Annotated in this window: 19 protein-coding genes, 1 tRNA gene and 1 pseudogene; 8 read left to right on the forward strand and 13 right to left on the reverse strand. The window is 73.3% G+C overall.

The genetic code is table 11. From position 1 onward, the window contains the following. Positions 1-4 precede the first annotated feature (4 nt). The 6 genes from selA to ACQP26_RS15975 all read right to left on the reverse strand — a co-directional run bounded on the left by selA (position 5) and on the right by ACQP26_RS15975 (position 7,934). Complete coding sequence (gene selA / locus ACQP26_RS15950) at positions 5-1,297, reverse strand: L-seryl-tRNA(Sec) selenium transferase (RefSeq protein ID WP_269706034.1); 1,293 nt, start codon at positions 1,295-1,297, stop codon at positions 5-7. Positions 1,298-1,320: 23 nt separating this feature from the next. Then, positions 1,321-1,416: transfer RNA gene (locus ACQP26_RS15955), tRNA-Sec, on the reverse strand. Between the two features lie 45 nt (positions 1,417-1,461). Further along, entirely contained in the window at positions 1,462-2,691 is a 1,230-nt protein-coding gene (nrfD, locus tag ACQP26_RS15960; protein ID WP_433493224.1) for an NrfD/PsrC family molybdoenzyme membrane anchor subunit, read from the reverse strand. After that, complete coding sequence (locus ACQP26_RS15965; RefSeq protein ID WP_433493225.1) at positions 2,688-3,731, reverse strand: 4Fe-4S dicluster domain-containing protein; 1,044 nt, start codon at positions 3,729-3,731, stop codon at positions 2,688-2,690. The genes nrfD and ACQP26_RS15965 overlap by 4 nt, the downstream gene beginning before the upstream one ends. Continuing rightward, on the reverse strand, positions 3,724-7,047 hold the full coding sequence (gene fdh / locus ACQP26_RS15970; protein ID WP_269706029.1) for a formate dehydrogenase: 3,324 nt from the start codon (positions 7,045-7,047) through the stop codon (positions 3,724-3,726). Before fdh ends, ACQP26_RS15965 begins: the two co-directional genes overlap by 8 nt. A 299-nt stretch (positions 7,048-7,346) precedes the next feature. After that, the gene (locus tag ACQP26_RS15975; protein ID WP_281577800.1) at positions 7,347-7,934 is read right to left on the reverse strand and encodes a hypothetical protein; all 588 of its coding nucleotides are present in this window, start codon (positions 7,932-7,934) and stop codon (positions 7,347-7,349) included. Positions 7,935-8,872: 938 nt separating this feature from the next. Here ACQP26_RS15975 and ACQP26_RS15980 point away from each other — a divergent pair. Then, positions 8,873-9,199, forward strand: coding sequence for a hypothetical protein (locus ACQP26_RS15980; protein ID WP_013476750.1), 327 nt, complete (start codon positions 8,873-8,875; stop codon positions 9,197-9,199). Beyond that, the gene (locus ACQP26_RS15985) at positions 9,196-9,846 is read left to right on the forward strand and encodes a nucleotidyl transferase AbiEii/AbiGii toxin family protein (RefSeq protein ID WP_281577799.1); all 651 of its coding nucleotides are present in this window, start codon (positions 9,196-9,198) and stop codon (positions 9,844-9,846) included. Before ACQP26_RS15980 ends, ACQP26_RS15985 begins: the two co-directional genes overlap by 4 nt. A 63-nt stretch (positions 9,847-9,909) precedes the next feature. Here ACQP26_RS15985 and ACQP26_RS15990 read toward each other — a convergent pair whose 3' ends face one another. Beyond that, positions 9,910-10,812, reverse strand: coding sequence for an SDR family oxidoreductase (locus ACQP26_RS15990; RefSeq protein ID WP_269706019.1), 903 nt, complete (start codon positions 10,810-10,812; stop codon positions 9,910-9,912). 151 nt (positions 10,813-10,963) lie between these two features. Between ACQP26_RS15990 and ACQP26_RS15995 the strand changes: the two genes are divergently transcribed. Continuing rightward, positions 10,964-12,754 (forward strand): bifunctional metallophosphatase/5'-nucleotidase, encoded by a 1,791-nt coding sequence (locus ACQP26_RS15995; RefSeq protein ID WP_433493226.1) that lies wholly within the window; start codon positions 10,964-10,966, stop codon positions 12,752-12,754. A gap of 39 nt (positions 12,755-12,793) precedes the next feature. On the opposite strand, the gene ACQP26_RS16000 is transcribed toward ACQP26_RS15995, so the two are convergent. Next, the gene (locus tag ACQP26_RS16000) at positions 12,794-12,979 is read right to left on the reverse strand and encodes a hypothetical protein (RefSeq protein WP_269706014.1); all 186 of its coding nucleotides are present in this window, start codon (positions 12,977-12,979) and stop codon (positions 12,794-12,796) included. A gap of 90 nt (positions 12,980-13,069) precedes the next feature. Between ACQP26_RS16000 and ACQP26_RS16005 the strand changes: the two genes are divergently transcribed. Next, positions 13,070-14,104, forward strand: coding sequence for an NAD(P)-dependent alcohol dehydrogenase (locus tag ACQP26_RS16005; RefSeq protein WP_433493227.1), 1,035 nt, complete (start codon positions 13,070-13,072; stop codon positions 14,102-14,104). A 10-nt stretch (positions 14,105-14,114) separates the two neighbouring features. On the opposite strand, the gene ACQP26_RS16010 is transcribed toward ACQP26_RS16005, so the two are convergent. The 3 genes and pseudogenes from ACQP26_RS16010 to ACQP26_RS16020 form a co-directional block, all read right to left on the reverse strand. Then, complete coding sequence (locus ACQP26_RS16010) at positions 14,115-14,258, reverse strand: hypothetical protein (RefSeq protein WP_281577795.1); 144 nt, start codon at positions 14,256-14,258, stop codon at positions 14,115-14,117. Positions 14,259-14,385: 127 nt separating this feature from the next. Next, positions 14,386-14,598, reverse strand: a pseudogene (locus ACQP26_RS16015) (DUF2785 domain-containing protein); the annotation flags it as partial. 141 nt (positions 14,599-14,739) lie between these two features. Beyond that, on the reverse strand, positions 14,740-15,885 hold the full coding sequence (locus tag ACQP26_RS16020) for a geranylgeranyl reductase family protein (RefSeq protein WP_281577794.1): 1,146 nt from the start codon (positions 15,883-15,885) through the stop codon (positions 14,740-14,742). A 136-nt stretch (positions 15,886-16,021) separates the two neighbouring features. Here ACQP26_RS16020 and ACQP26_RS16025 point away from each other — a divergent pair, with 136 nt between their 5' ends. After that, positions 16,022-16,258, forward strand: a complete 237-nt coding sequence (locus ACQP26_RS16025; protein ID WP_013286401.1) for a hypothetical protein — start codon at positions 16,022-16,024, stop codon at positions 16,256-16,258. 71 nt (positions 16,259-16,329) lie between these two features. Continuing rightward, a complete protein-coding gene (locus ACQP26_RS16030) occupies positions 16,330-17,784 on the forward strand; it encodes an MFS transporter (RefSeq protein WP_281577793.1) in 1,455 nt (484 codons plus the stop codon). On the opposite strand, the gene ACQP26_RS16035 is transcribed toward ACQP26_RS16030, so the two are convergent. Further along, positions 17,757-18,314 carry a helix-turn-helix domain-containing protein gene (locus tag ACQP26_RS16035; RefSeq protein WP_433493228.1) on the reverse strand — a complete coding sequence of 186 codons (558 nt, stop codon included), beginning with the start codon at positions 18,312-18,314 and terminating at the stop codon, positions 17,757-17,759. The two genes, ACQP26_RS16030 and ACQP26_RS16035, sit on opposite strands and share 28 nt — an antisense overlap. Positions 18,315-18,385: 71 nt before the next feature. On the opposite strand from ACQP26_RS16035, the gene ACQP26_RS16040 reads away from it, so the two are divergent. Both ACQP26_RS16040 and ACQP26_RS16045 read left to right on the forward strand, forming a co-directional pair. Further along, on the forward strand, positions 18,386-18,727 hold the full coding sequence (locus ACQP26_RS16040) for a hypothetical protein (protein ID WP_433493229.1): 342 nt from the start codon (positions 18,386-18,388) through the stop codon (positions 18,725-18,727). Next, the gene (locus ACQP26_RS16045; protein ID WP_433493230.1) at positions 18,724-19,641 is read left to right on the forward strand and encodes an alpha/beta hydrolase family protein; all 918 of its coding nucleotides are present in this window, start codon (positions 18,724-18,726) and stop codon (positions 19,639-19,641) included. Before ACQP26_RS16040 ends, ACQP26_RS16045 begins: the two co-directional genes overlap by 4 nt. Before the next feature lie 52 nt (positions 19,642-19,693). On the opposite strand, the gene ACQP26_RS16050 is transcribed toward ACQP26_RS16045, so the two are convergent. Further along, positions 19,694-20,245, reverse strand: coding sequence for a hypothetical protein (locus ACQP26_RS16050; RefSeq protein WP_269705997.1), 552 nt, complete (start codon positions 20,243-20,245; stop codon positions 19,694-19,696). Positions 20,246-20,618 lie beyond the last annotated feature (373 nt).

Consider the following 20,618-nt stretch of genomic DNA (forward strand, 5'->3'; position numbering starts at 1 on the left):
CCGGTCAGTCCTCCACGCTCAGCACGGCCGCGCGGACCCGGTCGTCGGCGTCCTCCGGCACGGCGCGCAGGTCCAGCAGCAGCCGGCCCTGCAGCACCCGCCCGAGGACCGCCGGCTCGCCGGTGCGCAGCGGCTCGGCGTACCGCTCGGGCAGGCTCAGCGCCCACGAGTCCAGCTCCACGCCAGGCGCCCCGCCGCCGCCGACCACCGCGGCGCTGGGCACCACCTCGGCCTTGCAGCCGTCTTCGCCGAGCCGGTCCCGCAGCCGCTCCAGCCGGTCCCGCAGCCGGACCGGGTCGGCGTGCAGCGCGTCCCGGGTGGGTGTGGTGGGCGCGTACAGGGTGGCGGCGAGCGCGGCGAGGGTGAGCTTGTCGACCCGCAGCGCCCGCGCGAGCGGGTGCCGGCGCAGCCGCTGCACCAGGTCGGCGTCGCCGAGCAGCAGACCGGCCTGCGGTCCGCCGAGCAGCTTGTCGCCGCTGGCGGTGACGAGGTGCGCGCCCGCGCGCAGTGTGGTGGCGGCGTCCGGCTCGGCGGGCAGCAGCGGGTCCGGCGCGAGCAGCCCGGACCCGATGTCGACCACCACCGGTACGCCGAGCGTGGCCAGCTCGGCCACCGGCACCGCCGACGTGAAGCCGGTGACCACGAAGTTCGACGGGTGCACCTTGAGCACGAACCCGGTCCGCTCGCCGATCGCCGCCTCGTAGTCGGCGCGGGTGGTGCGGTTGGTGGTGCCCACCTCGCGCAGCCGCGCGCCGGTGCTGGCCAGCAGGTCGGGCAGGCGGAACCCGTCGCCGATCTCGACCAGCTCACCGCGGCTGACCACGATCTCCCGGCCGGCGGCGAGCGCGGTCGCGGCCAGCACCAGCGCCGCCGCGCCGTTGTTCACCACGTGCACCGCCCCGGCGTCGGGCACCGCGGCGGCGAGCGCGTCCAGCGCCTCCCGGCCGCGCCGGGCCCTCCGCCCGGTCCGCAGGTCCAGCTCCACGTCGGTGTGCCCGGCGGCGGCGACCAGCGCGTCCACCGCCGACGGGGCGAGCGGGGCGCGGCCCAGGTTGGTGTGCAGCACGACGCCGGTGGCGTTGAGCACCGCGCGTGGCGTACGGCCGGGCAGGTCGGCCAGCGCCGCGTCGCGTACCTGATCGGGGGTCAGCTCGCCCCGGCGGGCGCGGTCCTGCGCGCGGACGATCGCGGCCTTGACCCGGTCGCGGCCGAGCGTCGCGGCGGCGGCGGCCAGCGCGGGATCGGCGAGCAGCGCGTCGGTGCGCGGCACCCGCCGTCGCGGGTCGACCTCACGCATCGGTGCACTCCCGGGAACGGTTTTGGCGGAGACGGACGGGAATCGAACCCGCCTGGCCCGGGTCCCGGACCACACCGGTTTTGAAGACCGGGAGGGGCACCAGCCGCCTGAACGCCTCCACGCAGCAGTCAACCACAGCCGCCGCGCGGCCGCCCGGGGAGGTGTCAGACCTGGTCGGCGGCCCGCCGGTCGGCGCGTTCGCGCTGCGGCACGACCGTGTAGCGCGGGTCGCGCGCGGACGCCACGCCGCCGTGGAAGATCCCGAACCGGGTGCACACCGACGCGGCGATCAGCGCGCCGCCGGACAGCGCGGACAGCACCCGGCTGCGGCGGCCGACCAGCGCGCCCACGACACCGGCGGCGGTGAGCGCCCGGCCCGCGCGCAGCAGCTTGCCCGGTGTGCCCTGCGTGTAGGGCTCGCTGAGCAGGCCGAGCCGGTTCTCCACCCGGTGCGAACCCCACAGTTCCATCGCCGCGCCCGCGACCGCGAGACGCCGCGCCGGGCCGGCCTGCGGGCAGGGCGCGGCCACCAGCCCGACACCGGCACCGCTGGCCAGCGCGCTGCCCGCGAAGATGGCGGGCAGTTCCGGGTACGCCTCGTGCCACGACGGCACCGCCGTGTCCGCCAGCAGCACCCCGGTGTACGTGGCGAGCGCCGGCGCGGTGACGGCGGCCACCACACCGGCGGCGTGCCCGGCCGGGGGCAGCAGCCGGCGGCCGAGCCCCAGCACGCCGTGCTCGGGCAGCAGCGGGGCCACCTCGGCGACCGCGGCGGCCCCGGCGGCCGGGCCGAACACGCTGAGGATCCAGGTGCCCACCGACATCGGCGAGGTCACCTTCGCCACCCGCAGCATGTGGTGGAAGCGCGACGGCCGGCCCAGGTCGTTGATCAGGAAGTAGGTGCTCGCGCCGACCCCGGCCAGCGCGGCGACCCGGCCGGCGCGGCGCAACGCCGGACGGCCGGTGAGCTGCCCGCCCGCGGCCAGCAGCGACGAGCCGGCGGCGAGGCCGCCGGTGAACAGGTACGCGGCGATGTCCCACCGCCACACCGGCGGCTTGAGGACGGGCCGGCCGTAGTAGGAGGTGAACTCGGCCGGCGGCACGGTGAGCTGCTCCCCGCCGCCCTTGCCGCCCTTGCCGCCCTTGCCGCGGCGTCGGCGTGGTGCCGCGTCGCGGGGCGGGTGCGGGGGCAGGCCGGCGTCGCGGGAGCCCGCGTCGGTGCGGCCCATCCCGGGACCGGGCGCGGTGGCCCGGCTGCCGTTCTCCCGCTCGGCGGCGCTGCCGCGGCCCGCGCTCAGCCGCTCGAGACCGCCGTGCGGCCCGGCGGGGCGTTCGGCGGACAGGCGCTCGCGGAAACGGCGGAACAGGTCACCGACCGGGCGGTCCGGGCTCACGACGATCCTCCGACGAACGCGGCGACGGCGGCCGCCGCCATGGTCAGCGCGGCCAGCCCGGCCCGCTTCCACATCTTCGGCAGGTCCCGGGTGGTGACCACCGGGTCGGGCGGCAGCCCGTAGACCTCCGGCTCGTCGAGCAGCAGGAAGAACGCGCCGTCCCCGCCCACGCCGTCGGTCGGGTCGTGGCCGTAGAGACGTGCCTCCGGCACACCCCGCTCGTGCAGCGCGGCTACCCGCGTGGCGGCGCGTTCCCGCAGCTCGTCGAGCGGGCCGTACTGGATGGACTCGGTCGGGCAGGCCTGCGCGCAGGCGGGTGTCATGCCCGCGCCGATCCGGTCGTAGCACAGCGTGCACTTCCACGCCCGGCCGTCGCCCTTGCGCTGGTCGATCACGCCGTACGGGCAGGCGGAGATGCAGTAGCCGCAGCCGTTGCAGATGTCCTCCTGCACCACCACCGTGCCGAACTCGGTGCGGAACAGCGAACCGGTCGGGCACACGTCCAGGCAGGCCGCGTGCGTGCAGTGCTTGCACACGTCGGACATCATCAGCCAGCGGAAGTCGGTGCGGCTCTCCACGCCGGTGGCCCGCCCGGGCGGCTGGGTGCCGGGCATGCCGAGGAACTCCGGACCGGCGGCCATCCGCGCCGCCGCCTCCGGCTGTCCCGGCGGCAGGCCCGGGTTCGTACCGGTGTCGGGGGCCGTGCCCGCGCCGACCGAGGCCGACGCGGGGCTGATCGCCGGGCCGGTCGGGTCGCCGGCGAACGGCGGCGTGCGGTGCCCGGCCGGGCGGGGCTGCTCGATGAACGCGACGTGCCGCCACGAGTTCGCGGTCAGCGCGCCGGTGTTGTCGTACGACATGCCGAGCAGGTCGAAACCGGAGTCCGGGACGCCGTTCCACTCCTTGCAGGCCACCTCGCACGCCTTGCAGCCGATGCAGACGCTGGTGTCGGTGAAGAAACCCATCCGGGGCGGCGCGTCGACCCAGCCCGCGTCCGGGGCCGGGTCGAGCGGGCCGTACAGGCTGTTGGCGTCAGGCATCCGGTTCCCCGTCCTGGTGCGCGGCGGGCGACCGCTCGTCGGTGCTGCCGGCGGCGTCGTCCCCGCCGCCGGCGTCGGTGGTCACCACGGGGATCTTCCGGTCCGGCGTCATCCCGGCCCGCCGCTGGTAGTCGCCGACCAGGTCGAGCAGCGGCGGGCCGGTGGGACGACGGCCGGGCCGGATGTCGCAGGTGCCGACCTTGCTCTCCTGGATGAGGACGTTCGGGTCCAGCGTGATGCCGAACAGGTCGTTCGCCGAGTCGCCGGTGACCAGACCCTCGGTGCCGAAGTGGTACGGCAGCCAGACCTGGTGGATGATCCGGCCGTCCACCCGCAGCGGGGTGAGCCGGTCGGTGACCAGCACCCGCGCCTCGATCACCGCGCGGCCGCTGATCAGGTGCGCCCAGCCCAGGTGGTCCAGGCCGATCTCGCCGGCCAGTTCCGGGGACACCTCGACGAACATCTCCGGTTGCAGCTCCGCCAGGCGCGGCACGGTACGGCTCATCCCACCGGCCGTGTGGTGCTCGGTGAGGCGGCTGACCGTGAACACGTACGGGAAGACCTGGCTGTGCGGCTCCGGCGGGCTCGGGTTCATCCGGTTGACCGGGTGCTCGTAGATCTTGCGGGTCGGGTTGGCCTGCTGACCGTAGAGCGGGTTGCGCATCGGCGACTCGGCCGGCTCGTAGTGCGTCGGCAGCGGGCCGTCCAGGACACCGGTCGGCGCGTACAGCCACGCCTTGCCGTCGCCCTGCATGACGAACGCGTCGTCACCGGCGAGCCCGGCCGGACCGGAGGCACCCTCGGGCGGCCGGTACGACGGCGGCTTCGTCTTCTCGAAGTCCGGCACGTCGTAGCCGGTCCACTCGCCGGCCTCCGGGTCCCACCAGACGTACTTCTTGCGCTCGCTCCACGGCCGGCCCTCCGGGTCGGCGGAGGCGCGGTTGTACAGCGTGCGGCGGTTCGCCGGCCACGCCCAGCCCCACTCGGCCGCCACCCAGTCCTGCTCGTGCCGGGACCGGCGGCGGGCCGCCTGGTTCACCCCGTCGGCGTAGACGCCGGAGTAGATCCAGCAGCCGATCGCCGTGGAGCCGTCGTCGCGGGCCTCGCCGAACGCGTTGAGCGGGCGACCGGTGGCCACCTCGTACCCGTTGATCTCCTTCAGCACCGCCTCGGCGCTCGGCTCCGCGTGCGGACCGTGCGTGGGGTAGTCCCAGGCCAGGTCCAGCAGCGCGCGGTCGCGACGCTCGGTGGAGCCGGCCAGCTTCTCCCGCAGCACGCGGCCCAGGTGGTAGAAGAACCACAGCTCGGAGCGGGCGTCGCCCGGCGGGTCGACGGCCTTCTCTCGCCACTGCAGCAGCCGCTGCGTCTGCGTGAACGTGCCCTCCTTCTCCACGTGCGAGGCCGCCGGCAGGAAGAACACCTCGGTGCGGCACTCCTCCGGCACGATCTCGCCGGTGGCGACCTCCGGGCTGTTCTTCCAGAACGTGGCGCTCTCGATCATGAACAGGTCGCGGACGACGAGCCAGTCGAGGTTGGCCATGCCGAGACGCTGGGCCCGGCCGTGCGCCGAGCCGACCGCCGGGTTCTGGCCGAGCAGGAAGTAGCCCTTCACCTTGCCGTCGATCATGTTCAGGACCTGCTGGTACGTGCCGTGGTCGCCGGTCATCCGGGGCATGTAGCCGTAGCAGAAGTCGTTCTCCGGCGTCGCCGCGTCACCCCAGTACGCCTTCAGCAGGCTCGCCGCGAACGCACGCGAGTTGCCCCAGAAGCCCTTCTGGCCCGGGCGCCGGATGCTGTCCACCCACTCGTCGAACGTCGGGTGGTCGGCGTGGTGCGGCATCGGCAGGTAGCCGGGCAGCAGGTTGAACAGCGTCGGGATGTCGGTGGAGCCCTGGATGCTGGCGTGCCCGCGCAGCGCCAGGATGCCACCACCCGGGCGGCCCATGTTGCCCAGCAGCGTCTGGATGATCGAGCCGGTGCGGATGTACTGCACGCCGACGCTGTGCTGGGTCCAGCCGACGGAGTAGACGAGCGCGCCGGTGCGTTCCCGGCCCGAGTTCTCCGTCCAGGCGCGCGCCAGCTCCAGGAACTTCTCCTCCGGGATGCCGCACACCCGGGCCACCATCTCCGGGGTGTAGCGGGCGAAGTGCCGCTTCAGGATCTGGTAGACGCAGCGCGGATGCTGCAACGTCTCGTCCCGTGGCGCCTGCGGCGGCACCGGCTCGCCGTGCGACTCGTGCTCCAGCCCGGAGGCCGAGTCACGTTCCTTGCCGGTGCCCCGGATCCGGGCGCTGTCCTCCTGGCCCTCGTACTGCCAGCTCGTGTGGTCGTACGAGCCGGTGTCCGGGTTGTAGCCGGAGAACAGGCCGTCCAGGTCCTCGGTGTCGGCGAACTGCTCGCTGACGATGTTGGCCGCGTTGGTGTACGCCAGCACGTACTCCCGGAAGTCCAGCTCGTTCTCCAGGATGTAGCGCACCACGCCGCCGAGCAGCGCGATGTCCGTGCCCGCGCGGATCGGCAGGTACGTGTCGGCGAGCGCGCTGGTACGCGTGAACCGCGGGTCCACGTGGAAGACCTTCGCGCCGCGCTTCTTCGCCTCCATCACCCACTGGAAGCCCACCGGGTGGGCCTCGGCCATGTTCGAGCCCTGGATGACGATGACGTCAGCGTTGACGAGGTCCTGCTGGAAGTCCGTCGCGCCGCCGCGACCGAAGCTGGTCCCCAGACCGGGGACGGTGGCGGAGTGTCAAATACGGGCCTGGTTCTCGATCTGGAGTGCCCCCATCGCCGTGAACAGCTTCTTGATGAGGTAGTTCTCCTCGTTGTCCAGCGTCGCGCCGCCGAGGCTGGAGATGCCCAGCGTCCGGTTCAGCGGTCGGCCCTCGTCGTCGACGTCCTCCCAGGTCTCCGCGCGGGCGGCGAGGATCCGGTCGGCGATCATGTCGAGCGCGACGTCGAGGTCGAGGTCTTCCCACTCGGTCGCGTACGGCCGGCGGTAGCGGACCGTGGTCGGGCGCAGCGGGCTGGTCACCAGGCTCTTGCTGGCCGAGCCCTTCGGGCACAGCCGGCCGCGCGAGATCGGGCTGTCCGGGTCGCCCTCGATCTGGGTGACCTTGCCGCCGGAGTGGAAGACCCGCTGCCCGCAGCCGACCGCGCAGTACGGGCAGACCGAGCGGGCCATGCCGTCGGCGGTCTCGGTGCGGGGGGCCAACTCGGCGGAGCGCGCCGACTGGGCGGCGGCGCCGCGACCGAGCGGGTCGGTGCCGGTGAGTTGCCGGTAGACCGGCCACCCCTGGATGAACGTCTTGAACCCCATCCGCGCACCCCCTCTCCGTCGAGAACGGCTCACCTCTGCCTGTAACCCTAGGCCAGCGAACCGGGGCGTGCGACTCGATCCCACAGACAGAGCCGCCCCGGCCGGATGGCCGGGGCGGCTCTGGGCGTCGGTGTGCATGTCGCCTCTCGGCGAGTGGCGCGACGCGGCTCCAGCCGAACGGTATTCCGCGAAGGCAATTTAGGTGAGGCCCGGGGACACTGGACACACCGACGCTCTGCACAACGGTACCGGGGTCACGGTTCTTCCGCTCGCTCGTCGTGACCCCGGTCACCGCCGGGTCAGCTGTTCCAGTGCTCGGCCACCAGGTCGGCGGCCTGCTGCTCCCACTGGGCGTAGTGGTCCGGGTAAGCGGACACCTGGACGGTCTGGGCGGCGACGGTCAGCGGCATGTCCTTCCAGCCGTCGACCTGCTTCAGACCCTTCAGGAACGCGGTGGTGGAGTACTCGGGGTCGGTGATCTGCTCCACCGTGCCCCAACCGCTCGACGGACGCTGCTGGAACAGGCCCTGCGAGTCGTGGTCGTTACGGTCACCCAGGTGGCCGAGGTTCTCCAGCTTCGACTCCTGCAACGCCGTGGCGATGGAGACGACCGCGGCGCGTTCGTCCATGCCGGCCTTCTTCGTCGCCGCGATGATCGCCTTCACGTTGGCGGTCTGCTCGTCGTTCAGGTCGATGTGGGACTGGGTGCCCTGCACGCCGTGCGGGATCAGCGCGGCGCTGTCCAGCTTCGCGGCGGCCTGGGTGGTGGTCACGGCCGTGTCGCGCACCGGGGTGCCGGCGTCGTGATTGAGAGGACCGGCGGCGAGGCCACCGGCGACGGTCAGACCGGCGATACCGAGGATGCTCTTGCGCAGGATCGTGTTCATGGTGGGCTCCGTTCGGGGGTCGACGCCCGCGCCGAGGGGGTTCGGGGCGGGTGCGAGCACCGTCAGGCGCTCAAGAGAGGTTCTTGGGGGGATCTCCGGCGTCCTGCTCACGCGGCCCGCGCCGGGGGGTGGCGTACGGGGCTCACTGGCGGCGCCGGAGCCATGTTCAACGACCGCCGGCCCGGGGTCATTCCCGGGTTCCGCCGCCCCGCCTGCCGGGGGCGCCGGGGGTGCTGCTGCGGTCGTTCACCAGGTATAACGCCCCGGCCCCGCCCCGGATTCCGCCACCCGGGTGTCCCCCACCACCCCAGAACCCGACACCCGGCGCAAGGTGTCCCCGGCACCCGGCACACAACGGACACGCCCGCTCTTTACTCCGACCGACGCACCCACCGGCCGCTCGCGCACGCCCGTCTCGCCGCATCCCGCCCCACGTCGCGCCCGCCAACGCCCGGGCCACCCCTGCCGCGTCGATCATGAAGTTGACGGCACCTCGTGTCCGTTTTGCCGCCGCCAACCTCATGATCGACTGGAAGGTCGGGCGGCCGACGGCAGGCCCGCAGGCCCCGAGCGGATGTCGCCGATCTCGGTGGAGGGCTCGCCGGCGAGAGATCTTGGTACGGAACGGCCCCCACAAGGGCGAGGACGTACCAAGATCTCCATCTGGCAGGGCGGGCACCGACGCGAGCAGGCCTCGGCGCACACCCCACCGTCGGAGATCTTGGAAGAAACCGGCCCTCATGGGGGCCCAAATCTTCCAAGATCTCCGGCGGGAGCGCTGCCGACAAGCGGGCGGTCGATCATGAGGTTGACGGCGACAAAACGGACACCCCGTGCCGTCAACTTCATGATCGACGCGACAAGGGGGCGGGGAGGGGGCGGAGGGGAGGTGAGGAAGGGACGCGGGGAAGGGGCCGGGTTGGGGTTACCCTGATGCCATGTCGGTCAGCGCGCACGCGTACCTCGCCCGTCCCGGGCGACCCGCCGTGGTGGCGCGCACCCTGGACGAGCTGACCGGTCCCACCACCGGCATCGTCGAGCTGCCGGTACGCCTGATGTGGAGCAGCGAACGCGCGTTCGACCTGGGCGACCCGGACGAGTTGCTCTGGATGTACGAGAACGTGCTGCGCGAGACGACCCGGGTGGAGGACCTGCGCGAGCTGATCCACGCAGGCACGTTGCGCCGCCTGTGGCCGCTGCTCAACCTGCCTCGGGGCGTACGCCTGGCCTGGGAGGGCCGGCACCGGAGCCTGCGCGCCGCGTGACCCATCCGCACGACTTCTACCGGCAGGTGGCCCGGGTGGCGCTCGCCGCGGCCGGCCCGCACCGCTTCGTGCTCGGCGGCGGCGTCGCCTGGGCGGCGCACGGACTGGTCACCCGCCCCACCGAGGACGTCGACCTGTTCGCCGACGTGGAGGGCGCCGCCGCGGCGGCGGCCGACGGGGTGCGCGCGGCGCTGGAACGGGCCGGGTACCGGGTGGCCGAGGTGGACCCGGGCGGGCTGGGCGAGGTGTTCGACGGCTTCGAGCGGGACCTGCGGGACTTCGTGGTGAGCCGGGACGGCCGGCAGATCCGCCTGAGCCTGGCCCGCCTGGACCGCCACCGCAGCCCGGTGGTGATGGACCTCGGCCCGGTCATGGACGTGCGGGACCTGATCGCGAACAAGACCGCCGCGCTGGTGAACCGGCGGGAGGTACGCGACTACATCGACGTCTCCGCCGCGCTGGACCGGTACAACGTGGCGGAGCTGCTGGAGCTGGCCCGGCAGGTCGATCCGGCGCTGGACGACGAGGACGTGCGCGCCGCGGGCCGCTATCTCGACGGGCTGGCCGACAGGCGGTTCACCCGCTACGGCCTGGACGCGCCGCAGATCGCCGAGGTCCGCCGCCGGATGGCCGCCTGGCCCCGCTGAGCAGCGGAACCAGGCGGCCGAGGGCGGGACCGGAAGGCCACGACGGCACCAGCCGGGGCTGGCTCACTTCGTCGGGCGGCCACCCGTCACGCCGAGGATCTCGCCGGTGACGTAGCTGGACTCCTGCGAGGCGAAGTAGACGTACGCGGGCGCCAGCTCGGCCGGCTGACCCGGACGGCCCAGCGGCGTGTCGGTCCCGAACTGCTTCACCTTCTCCTCCGGCATCGTGGCCGGGATCAGCGGCGTCCAGATCGGACCGGGCGCGACCGCGTTGACCCGGATGCCCCGCTCGGCGAGGTTCTGCGCGAGCGCCTTGGTGAAGTTGGCGATGGCTGCCTTGGTGGTGGCGTAGTCGAGCAGCTGCGGCGACGGGTCGAACGCCTGGATCGACGACGTGTTGATGATCGTCGAGCCCTCCTTCATGTGCGGCACCGCGAACTTGCAGAGCCAGAACATGGCGTACACGTTGGTCTTGAAGACCCGGTCGAACTGCTCGGTGGTGATGTCGAGCAGGCCGTTGTCCTGCGACATCTGGTACGCCGCGTTGTTGACCAGGATGTCGACGCCGCCGAGGTCGCGCAGCGCCTGGTCGACCAGGGCGCGGCAGTTGGCCTCCTCGCGCAGGTCGCACCGCACCGCGACGCCGGTGCGCCCGGCCTGCTCGATCAGCGCGACCGTCTCCCGGGCGTCCTTCTCCTCCTCGTCGGCGAGATACGTGACGAGCACGTCGGCGCCCTCGCGGGCGAAGGCGATCGCGACGGCCCGGCCGATGCCGGAATCACCGCCGGTGATGATCGCGCGCTTGCCGCTGAGCCGGTCGCTGCCCCGGTACGACTCCTCGCCGTGGTCGGGCTTCGGCCCCATCTCCTGCTCGTTGCCGGGCGGCGTCTGCTGTTGCGACGGCTGCCCGTCGCGCTGTCCGTACTGTTCGGCCGGGTGCTGCTGGGTGAACTGGTCCTCGCTCATGGATGCGCCCCTACCCCGGTGACCGGCACGAAAACAGCGGCGTGTGACCGGAAGGGAAACAATTCGGGCCGGTGTGGCGCAGGCGACATGTGGTGGTTATGGTGCGCAACGGCGCCCACAAGGCGCGTACCCCCATTCGGAAAGGCACCTCATGACCTCCTCCTCCGGCGCCTCCCGGCGCCAGGTGCTGGCCGTCGCGGCCGCCGCCGCGACCGCTCCCCTGCTGGCCGGCGCGCCCGCCGAGGCGAAGCCGAAGCAGCCGAAGACCTGGGACCTGACGATCCTCGGCACGTCGGACACCCACGGCAACGTCTACAACTGGGACTACTACAAGGACGCGGAGTTCGACGACAGCAAGCACAACGACGTCGGCGTCGCGAAGCTCGCCACCCTGGTCAACCAGATCCGCGCCGAGCGCAAGGGCAAGGCGACGCTGGTCCTCGACGCCGGTGACACGATCCAGGGCACGCCGCTGGCGACGTACTACGCCAAGCAGGAGCCGATCACCACCACCGGTGAGACGCACCCGATGGCCCGCGCCATGAACATCCTCCGGTACGACGCGGTGACGCTCGGCAACCACGAGTTCAACTACGGCCTGCCGCTGCTGGCCACCTGGATCGAGCAGCTCGGCTTCCCGGCCCTCGCGGCGAACGCGCTCAACGCGAAGACCGGCAAGCCGGCGTTCCTCCCGTACGTGATCAAGGAGGTCAAGCTCGGCGGGCACGGCGCGCCGAAGCTGCGCGTGGGCATCCTCGGCCTGACCAACCCCGGCGTGGCCATCTGGGACAAGGGCAACGTCGAGGGCCGCCTGGTCTTCGCCGACATGGTCGCCACCGCCGCGAAGTGGGTGCCGGAGATGCGCCGCCGCGGCGCCGACCTGGTCGTCATCTCCGCGCACGGCGGCGACAGCGGCACCTCGAGCTACGGCCCGGAGCTGCCGAACGAGAACCCGACCGCGCTGATCGCCGAGCAGGTGCCCGGCATCGACGCGATCCTGTTCGGCCACGCGCACAACGAGGTGCCGGAGAAGTTCGTCACCAACCTCACCACCGGCGAGCGGGTCCTCACCTCGGAGCCGTCGAAGTGGGGCCAGCGGCTGACCCGGATGGACTTCACGCTGGCCCGGGAGAAGGGCCGCTGGACGGTCACCGCCAAGTCGGCCACCACGCTGAACACCAACACGGTGGCCGAGGACCCGGCGGTGCTCGCGGCCGTGCGCGGCCAGCACGCCACGACCGTGGAGTACGTCAACCGCGTCGTCGCGCAGTCCAGCGTGGAGCTGTCCGCCGCCGAGTCGCGGTACAAGGACACCCCGATCCTGGACTTCATCAACCACGTCCAGACCGAGGTGGTCACCGAGGCCCTCGCGGGCGGCGAGTACGCGGGCCTGCCGGTGCTGTCCATCGCCGCGCCGTTCAGCCGTACCGCGGTGTTCCCGCAGGGCGACGTGCGCATCCGCGACGTGGCGGGCCTCTACGTGTACGACAACACGCTGGAGGCGGTCGTGCTGACCGGCGCCGAGGTGAAGGCGTACCTGGAGTACTCGGCGAAGTACTTCGTCACGCTGCCGGCGGGTGCGCCGGTGAACCCGGAGACGATCAGCGACCCGGCGGTGCCGGACTACAACTACGACGTGTTCTCCGGCGTCGACTACGACATCGACATCGCCGAGCCGGTCGGCCGGCGGATCACCCGCCTGGTACTGGCCAGCACGGACACCCCGGTCGCGGCGGACGCCCGGTTCGTGGTGGCGGTGAACAACTACCGGCGCAGCGGCGGCGGCAACTTCCCGGGCATCGTGAAGACCCAGGTCTACAACGCCCAGCAGGAGATCCGCCAGCTGCTCATCGACTGGGCGCAGGCCAAGGGCGTCATCGACCCGGCCGACTTCTTCGTGCCCAACTGGAAGCTGGTCCGCGAGGGCGTGCCGGTCTTCTGACCGTGCGGGGGCGGGGTCCGGGCGGGTGCCCGGGCCTCGTCAGCCGCCCGCCCGCAGGTGCCACTCCGACTCCCCGCCGACCGGGTCCGGCCGGTCCGGCGGGGTCTCGGTCTCCACGGACCCCGTCAGGTCGTCCGGGCGTACCCGGGCCGGCAGTTCGCCGAAGCGGACGTGCCGCAGGAACGCGTACTCCTCGTCGGTGAACGACTCGGCCGGCTCGGTCATGACCGCATTGTGCGCCCGCCCCTCCCGTCAGCGCATCAACCGTCACGGCACGGGTATGCCGCCGCGACGACCCGACGAGGTGGAGGAGACATGCGCGCAGTACGGATGACCGCACCCGGGGTGCTGGAGCACACGGAGGTGCCCACACCGCAGCCCGGCCCCGGTGAGGTGCTGCTGCGCATCGGCGCGGTCGGGGCCTGCCATTCGGACCTGCACATCCTCGAGGCGCCGGCCGGGGTGTTCCCGACCCCGATGACGCTGGGACACGAGATCGCCGGCACCGTCGACACGGTCGGCGCCGGGGTGGACGGCTGGTCGCCCGGCGACCGGGCCGCGGTCTACGGGATCATCGGCTGCGGCCGGTGCCGGGCCTGCCTGCGGGGTGAGGAGAACCGGTGCCGGGTCACCCCGGTCGGCGGCATCGGGCTCAGCCGCGACGGCGGGCTGGCCGAGTACGTGGTGGTGCCGGTGTCCCGGCTGCTGCCGATCGGCGACATGGACCTGACCCAGGCGGCGCCGCTGACCGACGCCGGGCTGACCCCGTACCACGCGGTGGAGCTGGCCCGGCCCCGGCTGCGGCCCGGCACGACCTGCGTGGTGATCGGCATCGGCGGGCTCGGGCACATGGGGTTGCAGATCCTGCTCGCCACCACCGCGGTGCGGGTCGTCGCGGTGGACACCAGCACCGCGGCGCTGGACCTGGCCGGCCGGCTCGGCGCCCACCACACGGTGCAGGCCGGCCCGGACGCGGTGGACAAGATCCGCGAGCTGGTCGGGCCGCCACCGGACGGCGCGGACGTGGTCCTCGACTTCGTCGGCGCCCAGCCCACACTGGACACCGCCCGTCAGGTCGTCGCCACCGGCGGGCAGATCCTGCTGGTGGGCCTGGCCGGCGGCACGCTGCCGGTACGGCCGGTCGCCGACGAGCCGCCACCGGTGCCGTTCGAGGCCGGTGTGGTGGTGCCGTTCTGGGGCACCCGGGCCGAACTGCAGGAGGTGATCGCGCTGGCCCGCGACGGCCGGCTGCGCGCCGACGTGCAGACGTTCCCCCTCGCCGAGGCGCCGCAGGCGTACGAGGCACTGCGCCGGGGCGACGTGCACGGGCGGGCCGTCATCGTCCCCTGACCGGGGCTCCTCAGCCGTGCTGGAAGACCGGGGCGAGCACCTCGGCCAGGCGTGCCTTGACCGCGTCCCGGTGCGGCTGCGGCAGCGGCTCGTCGTGGCGGCGCAGCCCGATCCCGGTGTCCAGCAGCACGTAGAGCGCCCGCAGCGTCCGCATGCTGTTCGAGGCGTGGGCCGGGGTGGTGCCCCGGGGCAGCGCGGCGTAGCTCGCCGCGACCGGGTCCAGCCAGCAGGTCGGCGCCGTGGGCCACCGCGTGCAGCCAGCCGAGCTTCGCGTCGTACCCGCGCAGGTCCGTCTCGGCCGGGTACCAGGCGCGGAACGCGGTGAGCCAGGCCGGATCGAGGTCACCCCGGCTGACGATCATGTCGAGCACCAGCGGCGCGAACGTGCGGGCCTGGATCTCCGGGTCGGTGAACCGCTCGGCCATGATCGCGCCCAGCTTCGCCCGGTGGTCGGCGTCGATGACGTCCCGGGCTGTCCAGGTGCGCAGCACCATGTACGGTGCGCCGTCCCGGACCGCCGGGTCGGGATCGCGCAGCGCGGCGGCGAGTTCGGCGACGAGGTCGTCCAGGTCGCGGCCGTCCGGCACCGCGTAGTCGCGCTCGCAGACGAGATCCCAGTCGGTCACCGGGTCAGGCTAACCGGCGGTTGCCCGCGCCCTCGCGGGCAGGCGGTCGAGCAGCGCCAGCCCGGCGCGTACGGGCCGCCGGTCGAGCATCTCGGCGAAGCTCGCCCGCCCCTGGCAGAACCGCACGAACATCCGCCAGCCGGGCGGGCTCGCGAGCATCGCGTGGAACACGTCGGGCCGCCGCTCGAACGTCTCCAGCAGCCGGTGCCCGGCGCGCATCTCGGGTACCAGCCGCCGGTCGACCTCCCGGGCGTACGCGTCGAGGTCACCGGCGGCCACCGCCTCACCGGCCAGCCGGCCCGAGCGCAGCGCGTAGCTGATCCCCTCCCGGCTCCACGGTTCCAGCAGCCCGGCGGCGTCCCCGGCGACCAGCACCCGGCCGTGGCGCAGCGGAGAGTCCCCGGTGCGGCAGCGGGTCAGGTGACCGGAGTCGTGCTCCGGCGTCACCCCGGACAGGCCGAGCCGGGCGGTGAAGTCGCGCAGGTAGGCGCGGGTGCGGTCGCCGTCGCCCCGGGCGGAGATGACACCCACCGTGAGCCGGTCGCCCTTGGGGAACACCCACGCGTAGGAGCCGGGCAGCGGCCCCCAGTCGAGCAGCACCCGGCCGCGCCAGCGCTCCCGTTCGGCGCCCTCCACCGGCAGTTCCAGTTCCAGCCCGAGGTCGACCTGGCGGAAACGGACACCGACGTGGCGTGCCGTCACACCCGAGGAGCCGTCCGCGCCGATCACGGCACGCGCGCGTACCGTCTCGCCGCCGGCCAGACGCAGGCGTACCTCGTCGGTGTCCTGCTCGACGGCGCGGACCGCGACGCCCTCGCGGACCTGCGCCCCGGCGGCGACGGCGGCGGCGCGCAGCCGGTCGTCGAACTCCTCCCGGCGGATCATGGTGACCAGCGGCGCGGGGTGCCGGCGGGTGAACGCGCGTCGCCCGTCGCGGGTGAACGTGACCCGGTCGACCCGGTCGTGGGCGGGCACCTCGACCCGGTCGGCGGCCTCGACGAGCGAGGTGCCGATCAGGCCGCCACCGCAGGTCTTGTACCGGGGATGGGTGGCCCGTTCGACCACCAGCGTGCGGACGCCGGCCCGGGCGGCGGCGTGCGCGGCGGAGAGTCCGGCCGGCCCGCCGCCGACCACGACCAGATCCCAGATGATCACTGGTGCAGCCTAGGGCACCGTTTCGCGGGAGCGCCGGTACGACAGTCGTTCGGGTGGGCATCATCGCCGCCCGCCCGGGTAACCGCCGGTCGCCGGCCGTCCGCGGGTCGGGCGGTCCACGCCGAGGAGGGAAGCGATGCCTCAGGTCCAGCTGTCTGCGGTCGAGGAACGGGTCTACCAGGCGGTGTCCGCGCTGGAGGTGCAGGGACACGTCCCCTACCCGGACCTGATCGCCCAGGAGACCGGGATGACCGAGGAGGAGCTGCGCGAGCCGCTGCACTCGCTCACCGAGCGAGGGCTGCTGCATCGCGAGGACTCCCCGATGTCCGGCCTGGACTTCGGGCCCCGGTGGTGCGCGCGCCAGATGGCGTGATCGGGTCGTTTGCCCCACCGGGTGCCGGGTAGCGATCGGAGTCGGATGATCGACGGTCAGTGGGGGGCACGATGAGCGAGGGCCGGTCGTCGACGGCGGTGCCTGCCACCGGGTACGACGACCGGCGCCGCTGGCGCGCGCTGAGCGTCGGCCTGATCGCGGCGTTCATGACGCTGCTGGACGTCAGCATCGTCAACGTCGCGGTGCCGTCGATCGACCGGGCGCTGCACGCCACGCCGAGCGACCTGCAGTGGGTGCTGTCCGGGTACGCGCTGACGTTCGGCCTGGTGCTGGTGCCGGCCGGGCGGTTCGGCGACGCGCGCGGGCGGCGTACCGCGTTCGTGGTCGGGGTGGGCCTGTTCACGCTGACCAGCGCGCTGGCCGGCCTGGCCCGCTCGCCGGAGTGGCTGGTCGTCGCCCGGCTCGTCCAGGGCGCTGCCGCCGGTGTGGTCAACCCCCAGGTCAGCGGCATGATCCAGGAGTTGTTCCGGGGCGCGGACCGGGGCCGGGCGTTCGGGCTGCTGGGCGCGACGATCGGCATCTCCACCGCCGTCGGCCCGCTGCTCGGCGGGCTGCTCATCGAGCTCGGCGGCGCCGAACACGGCTGGCGGTGGGTGTTCTTCGTGAACATTCCGGTCGGGATCGTGGCGATGCTGCTCGGCTGGCGGCTGATGCCGGCCCGGGCGACGAATCCCGCCGGTCGGGGCCGGCTCGACCCGGTCGGTGTGCTGCTGCTCGGCGCCGGGGTGACGGTGATCCTGCTGCCGCTGGTGCAGCGGGAGCAGTGGCGGGGCCCGGGCAAGTGGCTCCTGATCCCCGTCGGCCTGCTGCTGCTGGCCGGGTTCGCGCTCTGGGAGCACCGGTACGCCCGCCGCGCCCAGCCCCTGTTCGACCTGCGGCTGTTCACGGTGCGCTCGTACACGCTGGGGGCGCTGATCGGCCTGATCTACTTCGCCGGGTTCACCGCGATCTTCTTCATCTTCACGCTCTACCTCCAGATGGGCCTCGGCTACAGCGCGCTGGTGGCGGGCCTGGCGATCACCCCGTTCGCGCTGGGTTCGGCGCTCGCCTCCGCGCTCGGCGGCCGGGTGGTCACCCGGTACGGCCGTCCGCTCGTGGGAATCGGCCTGCTCGCCGTGGTGGTCGGGCTGGTCGCGACCGACCTGGTGCTGGCCGGTGGGCCGCACGAGAACGTGCCGCTGCGGACCGCGCTGCCGTTGCTCGTCGCCGGGCTGGGCAGCGGCCTGGTGATCGCGCCGAACCAGACGCTCACGCTGTCCGAGGTGCCGGTGCCGATGGCCGGCAGCGGCGCCGGGATGCTGCAGACCGGGCAGCGGATCGGGTCGGCCGCCGGCATCGCCGCGGTGGGCGCGCTGTTCTTCTCCACACTCGCCGACGACCGCGGCGACTGGAGTACGGCGTTCCGCCACTCACTGCTGCTCGCCGCCGGGATCGTGGTGCTGGCGCTCGGCGCCGCCGTGGCGGACATCGTGCTCGGTCACCGGCGGTCCGCGGGCCGCTCCTGATCGGCGGCGGGCAGCAGCACTGTGGTGAGCAGCCGCCGGGTGCGGCCGGGTCCGGGGCCGAGCGACGCGTACTCGGCGAACAACTCCCGGAGCCGGGTGACGAAGTCGGCGGTCTCGGCGTCGGTGGCGTGGAACGCGTTCTGCCGGTAGCCGGCCACGTCACGGACCAGGTCGGCGTCGCCGCGGTCGAGGTAGCCGTCGAAGTCGGCGAGCAGACCCGCGACGAAGGTGAGGAACGCCTGCCGGTGCCGCTGCGGGCTCATGGCCCGTGCCTCGTCCGGGCCGACCGACGCGGCGGCCTCGACGAGCCGGTAGGTGCGCTCGACCGCGCCGCGGGCCCGCCGCTCGGCCACCGTGTGCAGCACGCCGTGGTCGGCGAGCGTGGCGACCTGCCGGTAGAGGGTGGCCGGCGGTACGTCGCTCAGTTCGGTGCGCAGGTCGGTGGTGGTGAGCGTACGGCCGCCCAGGAACGCCTGGACGATGCGCAGCCGGACCGGGTGCATCAGCAGCTCCACGGTGTCGAGTGCCACAGTGGCTCCCCTTTTTGTTATCGCCTCCGGTAATGTTCTCACTGACGATAACAGAAGCGAGGAGTTCGCCGATGGCCACCATCGACCTCACCCCCGACCGGATCGACGTCCGGCTGACCCCCGCCGAGAAGATCTGGGCCCTGCGCGGCGACCTGTCGTTCCCCCGATCCGCCGTCACCGGCGCCGTCGTCGTGCCCGACGGGGCGCGCGCCACCCGTGGCATCCGGGCACCCGGCCTCGGCGTCCCCCGCACGCGCAACGTCGGCACCTGGCGCGGCCGGGCCGGCAAGGAGTTCGTCAGCGTCCGCGGCGGCCAGCCGGCCGTCCGCATCACCCTCACCGGCCAGGCGTACGACTCCCTGCTCATCGGCGCCGACGACGCCACCGCCCTGGCCGCGGCGGTGCTGCCGTGACGATCGACCGTCCGCTCGCCGTCGACTCGGGCGAGCACCGGCTGTCCGGCACGCTCACGCTGCCCGACGGCGCCGGGCCGCACCCGGTGGCGCTGCTGCTGCCCGGCTCCGGGCCGATCAACCGCGACGGGGACCACCGCCGCCTGCCCCTGGGAATCCAGCGGCACCTGGCCGCGGCGCTGAGCGGAGCCGGGATCGCCACCGCCCGGTACGACAGGCGGGGCGTCGGCGAGAGCAGCGGCGAGTTCCTGCGTACCGGCTTCCACGACAACGTCGACGACGCGGCAGCGGTGTTCGCGGCGCTGCGCGACGACCCGGCCGTGGACGCCGGGCGGATGTTCCTGGTCGGGCACAGCGAGGGCGCGCTCACCGCTGTCGCGCTCGCCGCGCGCGGCGTCCCGGTGGCCGGACTGGTCCTGCTCTCCGCGCCGGGACGCGCCGGCGCCGAGGTGCTGCGCTGGCAGGCCGGGCGGCTGCTGCCCACGCTGCCCGCGCCGGTACGCCTGGTGCTCCGGCTCACCCGCACCGACCTGGTGGCGAAGGTGACCCGCAACCACGAGAAGATCCTCGCCACCGACAAGGACGTGGCGTGGGTCGGCGGGCAGCGGCTCAACGCCCGCTGGTTCCGGGAGTTCCTGCGCTACGACCCCCGGCCGGACCTCGCCCGGATCGACGCCCCGATCCTCGCGCTCACCGGCGACAAGGACCTCCAGACCGCCCCGGCGGACCTGCCGGTCGTCGCGGCGCACGCGGGCGGGCCGGTGCAGACCCAGGTGCTGCCCGACGTCACCCACGTGCTGCGCCGCCTGCCCGGCCCGCCGTCGCTGCGGGCGTACCGGGACGAGGCGAAGCAGCCGCTGGACCCGTCGGTGGTCGAACCGGTGCTGTCGTGGCTCGCCGCGCACAGCGGCTGAGGGCACACGAGAGGCCGGCACCCGGATCGGGTGCCGGCCTCTCGTGTGGGTCTTACTTGTTCCAGTGCTCGGCGACGATCTCGGCGGCCTGCTTCTCCCACTGCGCGTACGCGTCGGGGTAGGCGCTGACCTGCACGGTCTGCGCGGCCTCGGTCAGCGGCATGTCCTGCCAGCCGTCGACCTGCTTGAGGCCCTTGAGGAACGCCAGCGTCGAGTACTCGGGGTCGGTGATCTGCTCCGGCGTACCCCAGCCGCTGGACGGCCGCTGCTGGAACAGGCCCAGCGAGTCGTGGTCGTTGCGGTCACCCAGGTGACCCAGGTTCTCCAGCTTCGACTCCTGCAGCGCGGTGGCGATCGAGACGACCGCGGCCCGCTCGGGCATGCCCGCCTTCTTGGTGGCCGCGATGATGGCCTTGGCGTTGGCGAGCTGCTCGTCGTTCAGGTCCACGTGCGACTGCGTACCCTGCGGGCTCACGCCCTGGACCGCGACGGCGGCCGGCGTGGCGGTCTCCGCCGCGTGGGCGGCGACCGGACCGGCGAACACGCCACCGGTGAAGGCGAGACCGGCGATACCGAGGATGCTCTTGCGCAGGATCGTGTTCATGGTGGGCTCCGTTCGGGGGTCGACGCATCGGGGGGATGCGCGGGCACCGTCAGGCGCTCATGAGGTTCTCGGGGGATCCGGCAGCGCGGGGCGTGCCGGGCGCATCTGCAACGACCGGCGGCCCCGGGCCATTCCCGTCGGGCGCTCGGTGGCGCCGCTGCGGTCGCGCACCGGGTTACAACGCCGCCCACCCGCCCCCGATTCCGCCCACGGAGTGCCGCCCACCACAGCCGAACCCGACACCCCGCCCACAGGTCCGCCCATCCCGCCCCCTCCCCGCCGATCTTGGAGTTGTGGCGCCCAGGATGTCCGTTATCCGAGGTCTGCGAGGTGCCAGAAGTCCAAGATCGACGAGAACGGCCGGCCCCCGGGA

It is taken from the genome of Micromonospora sp. CA-248089 (assembly GCF_050948515.1).
In the GTDB taxonomy this organism is placed as follows: Bacteria; Actinomycetota; Actinomycetes; order Mycobacteriales; family Micromonosporaceae; genus Micromonospora.

Bases quoted from the DNA above. Each gene is read 5' to 3' on its own strand.
- ACQP26_RS15965 (WP_433493225.1), bottom strand. From the start codon at position 3,731: ATGCCTGACGCCAACAGCCTGTACGGCCCGCTCGACCCGGCCCCGGAC.
- selA (WP_269706034.1), bottom strand. From the start codon at position 1,297: ATGCGTGAGGTCGACCCGCGACGGCGGGTGCCGCGCACCGACGCGCTG.
- ACQP26_RS16005 (WP_433493227.1), top strand. From the start codon at position 13,070: ATGCGCGCAGTACGGATGACCGCACCCGGGGTGCTGGAGCACACGGAG.
- ACQP26_RS15975 (WP_281577800.1), bottom strand. From the start codon at position 7,934: ATGAACACGATCCTGCGCAAGAGCATCCTCGGTATCGCCGGTCTGACC.
- ACQP26_RS15980 (WP_013476750.1), top strand. From the start codon at position 8,873: ATGTCGGTCAGCGCGCACGCGTACCTCGCCCGTCCCGGGCGACCCGCC.
- ACQP26_RS16050 (WP_269705997.1), bottom strand. From the start codon at position 20,245: ATGAACACGATCCTGCGCAAGAGCATCCTCGGTATCGCCGGTCTCGCC.
- ACQP26_RS16000 (WP_269706014.1), bottom strand. From the start codon at position 12,979: ATGACCGAGCCGGCCGAGTCGTTCACCGACGAGGAGTACGCGTTCCTG.
- ACQP26_RS15990 (WP_269706019.1), bottom strand. From the start codon at position 10,812: ATGAGCGAGGACCAGTTCACCCAGCAGCACCCGGCCGAACAGTACGGA.
- ACQP26_RS15995 (WP_433493226.1), top strand. From the start codon at position 10,964: ATGACCTCCTCCTCCGGCGCCTCCCGGCGCCAGGTGCTGGCCGTCGCG.
- ACQP26_RS16025 (WP_013286401.1), top strand. From the start codon at position 16,022: ATGCCTCAGGTCCAGCTGTCTGCGGTCGAGGAACGGGTCTACCAGGCG.
- ACQP26_RS16030 (WP_281577793.1), top strand. From the start codon at position 16,330: ATGAGCGAGGGCCGGTCGTCGACGGCGGTGCCTGCCACCGGGTACGAC.
- ACQP26_RS16010 (WP_281577795.1), bottom strand. From the start codon at position 14,258: ATGCGGACGCTGCGGGCGCTCTACGTGCTGCTGGACACCGGGATCGGG.
- ACQP26_RS16040 (WP_433493229.1), top strand. From the start codon at position 18,386: ATGGCCACCATCGACCTCACCCCCGACCGGATCGACGTCCGGCTGACC.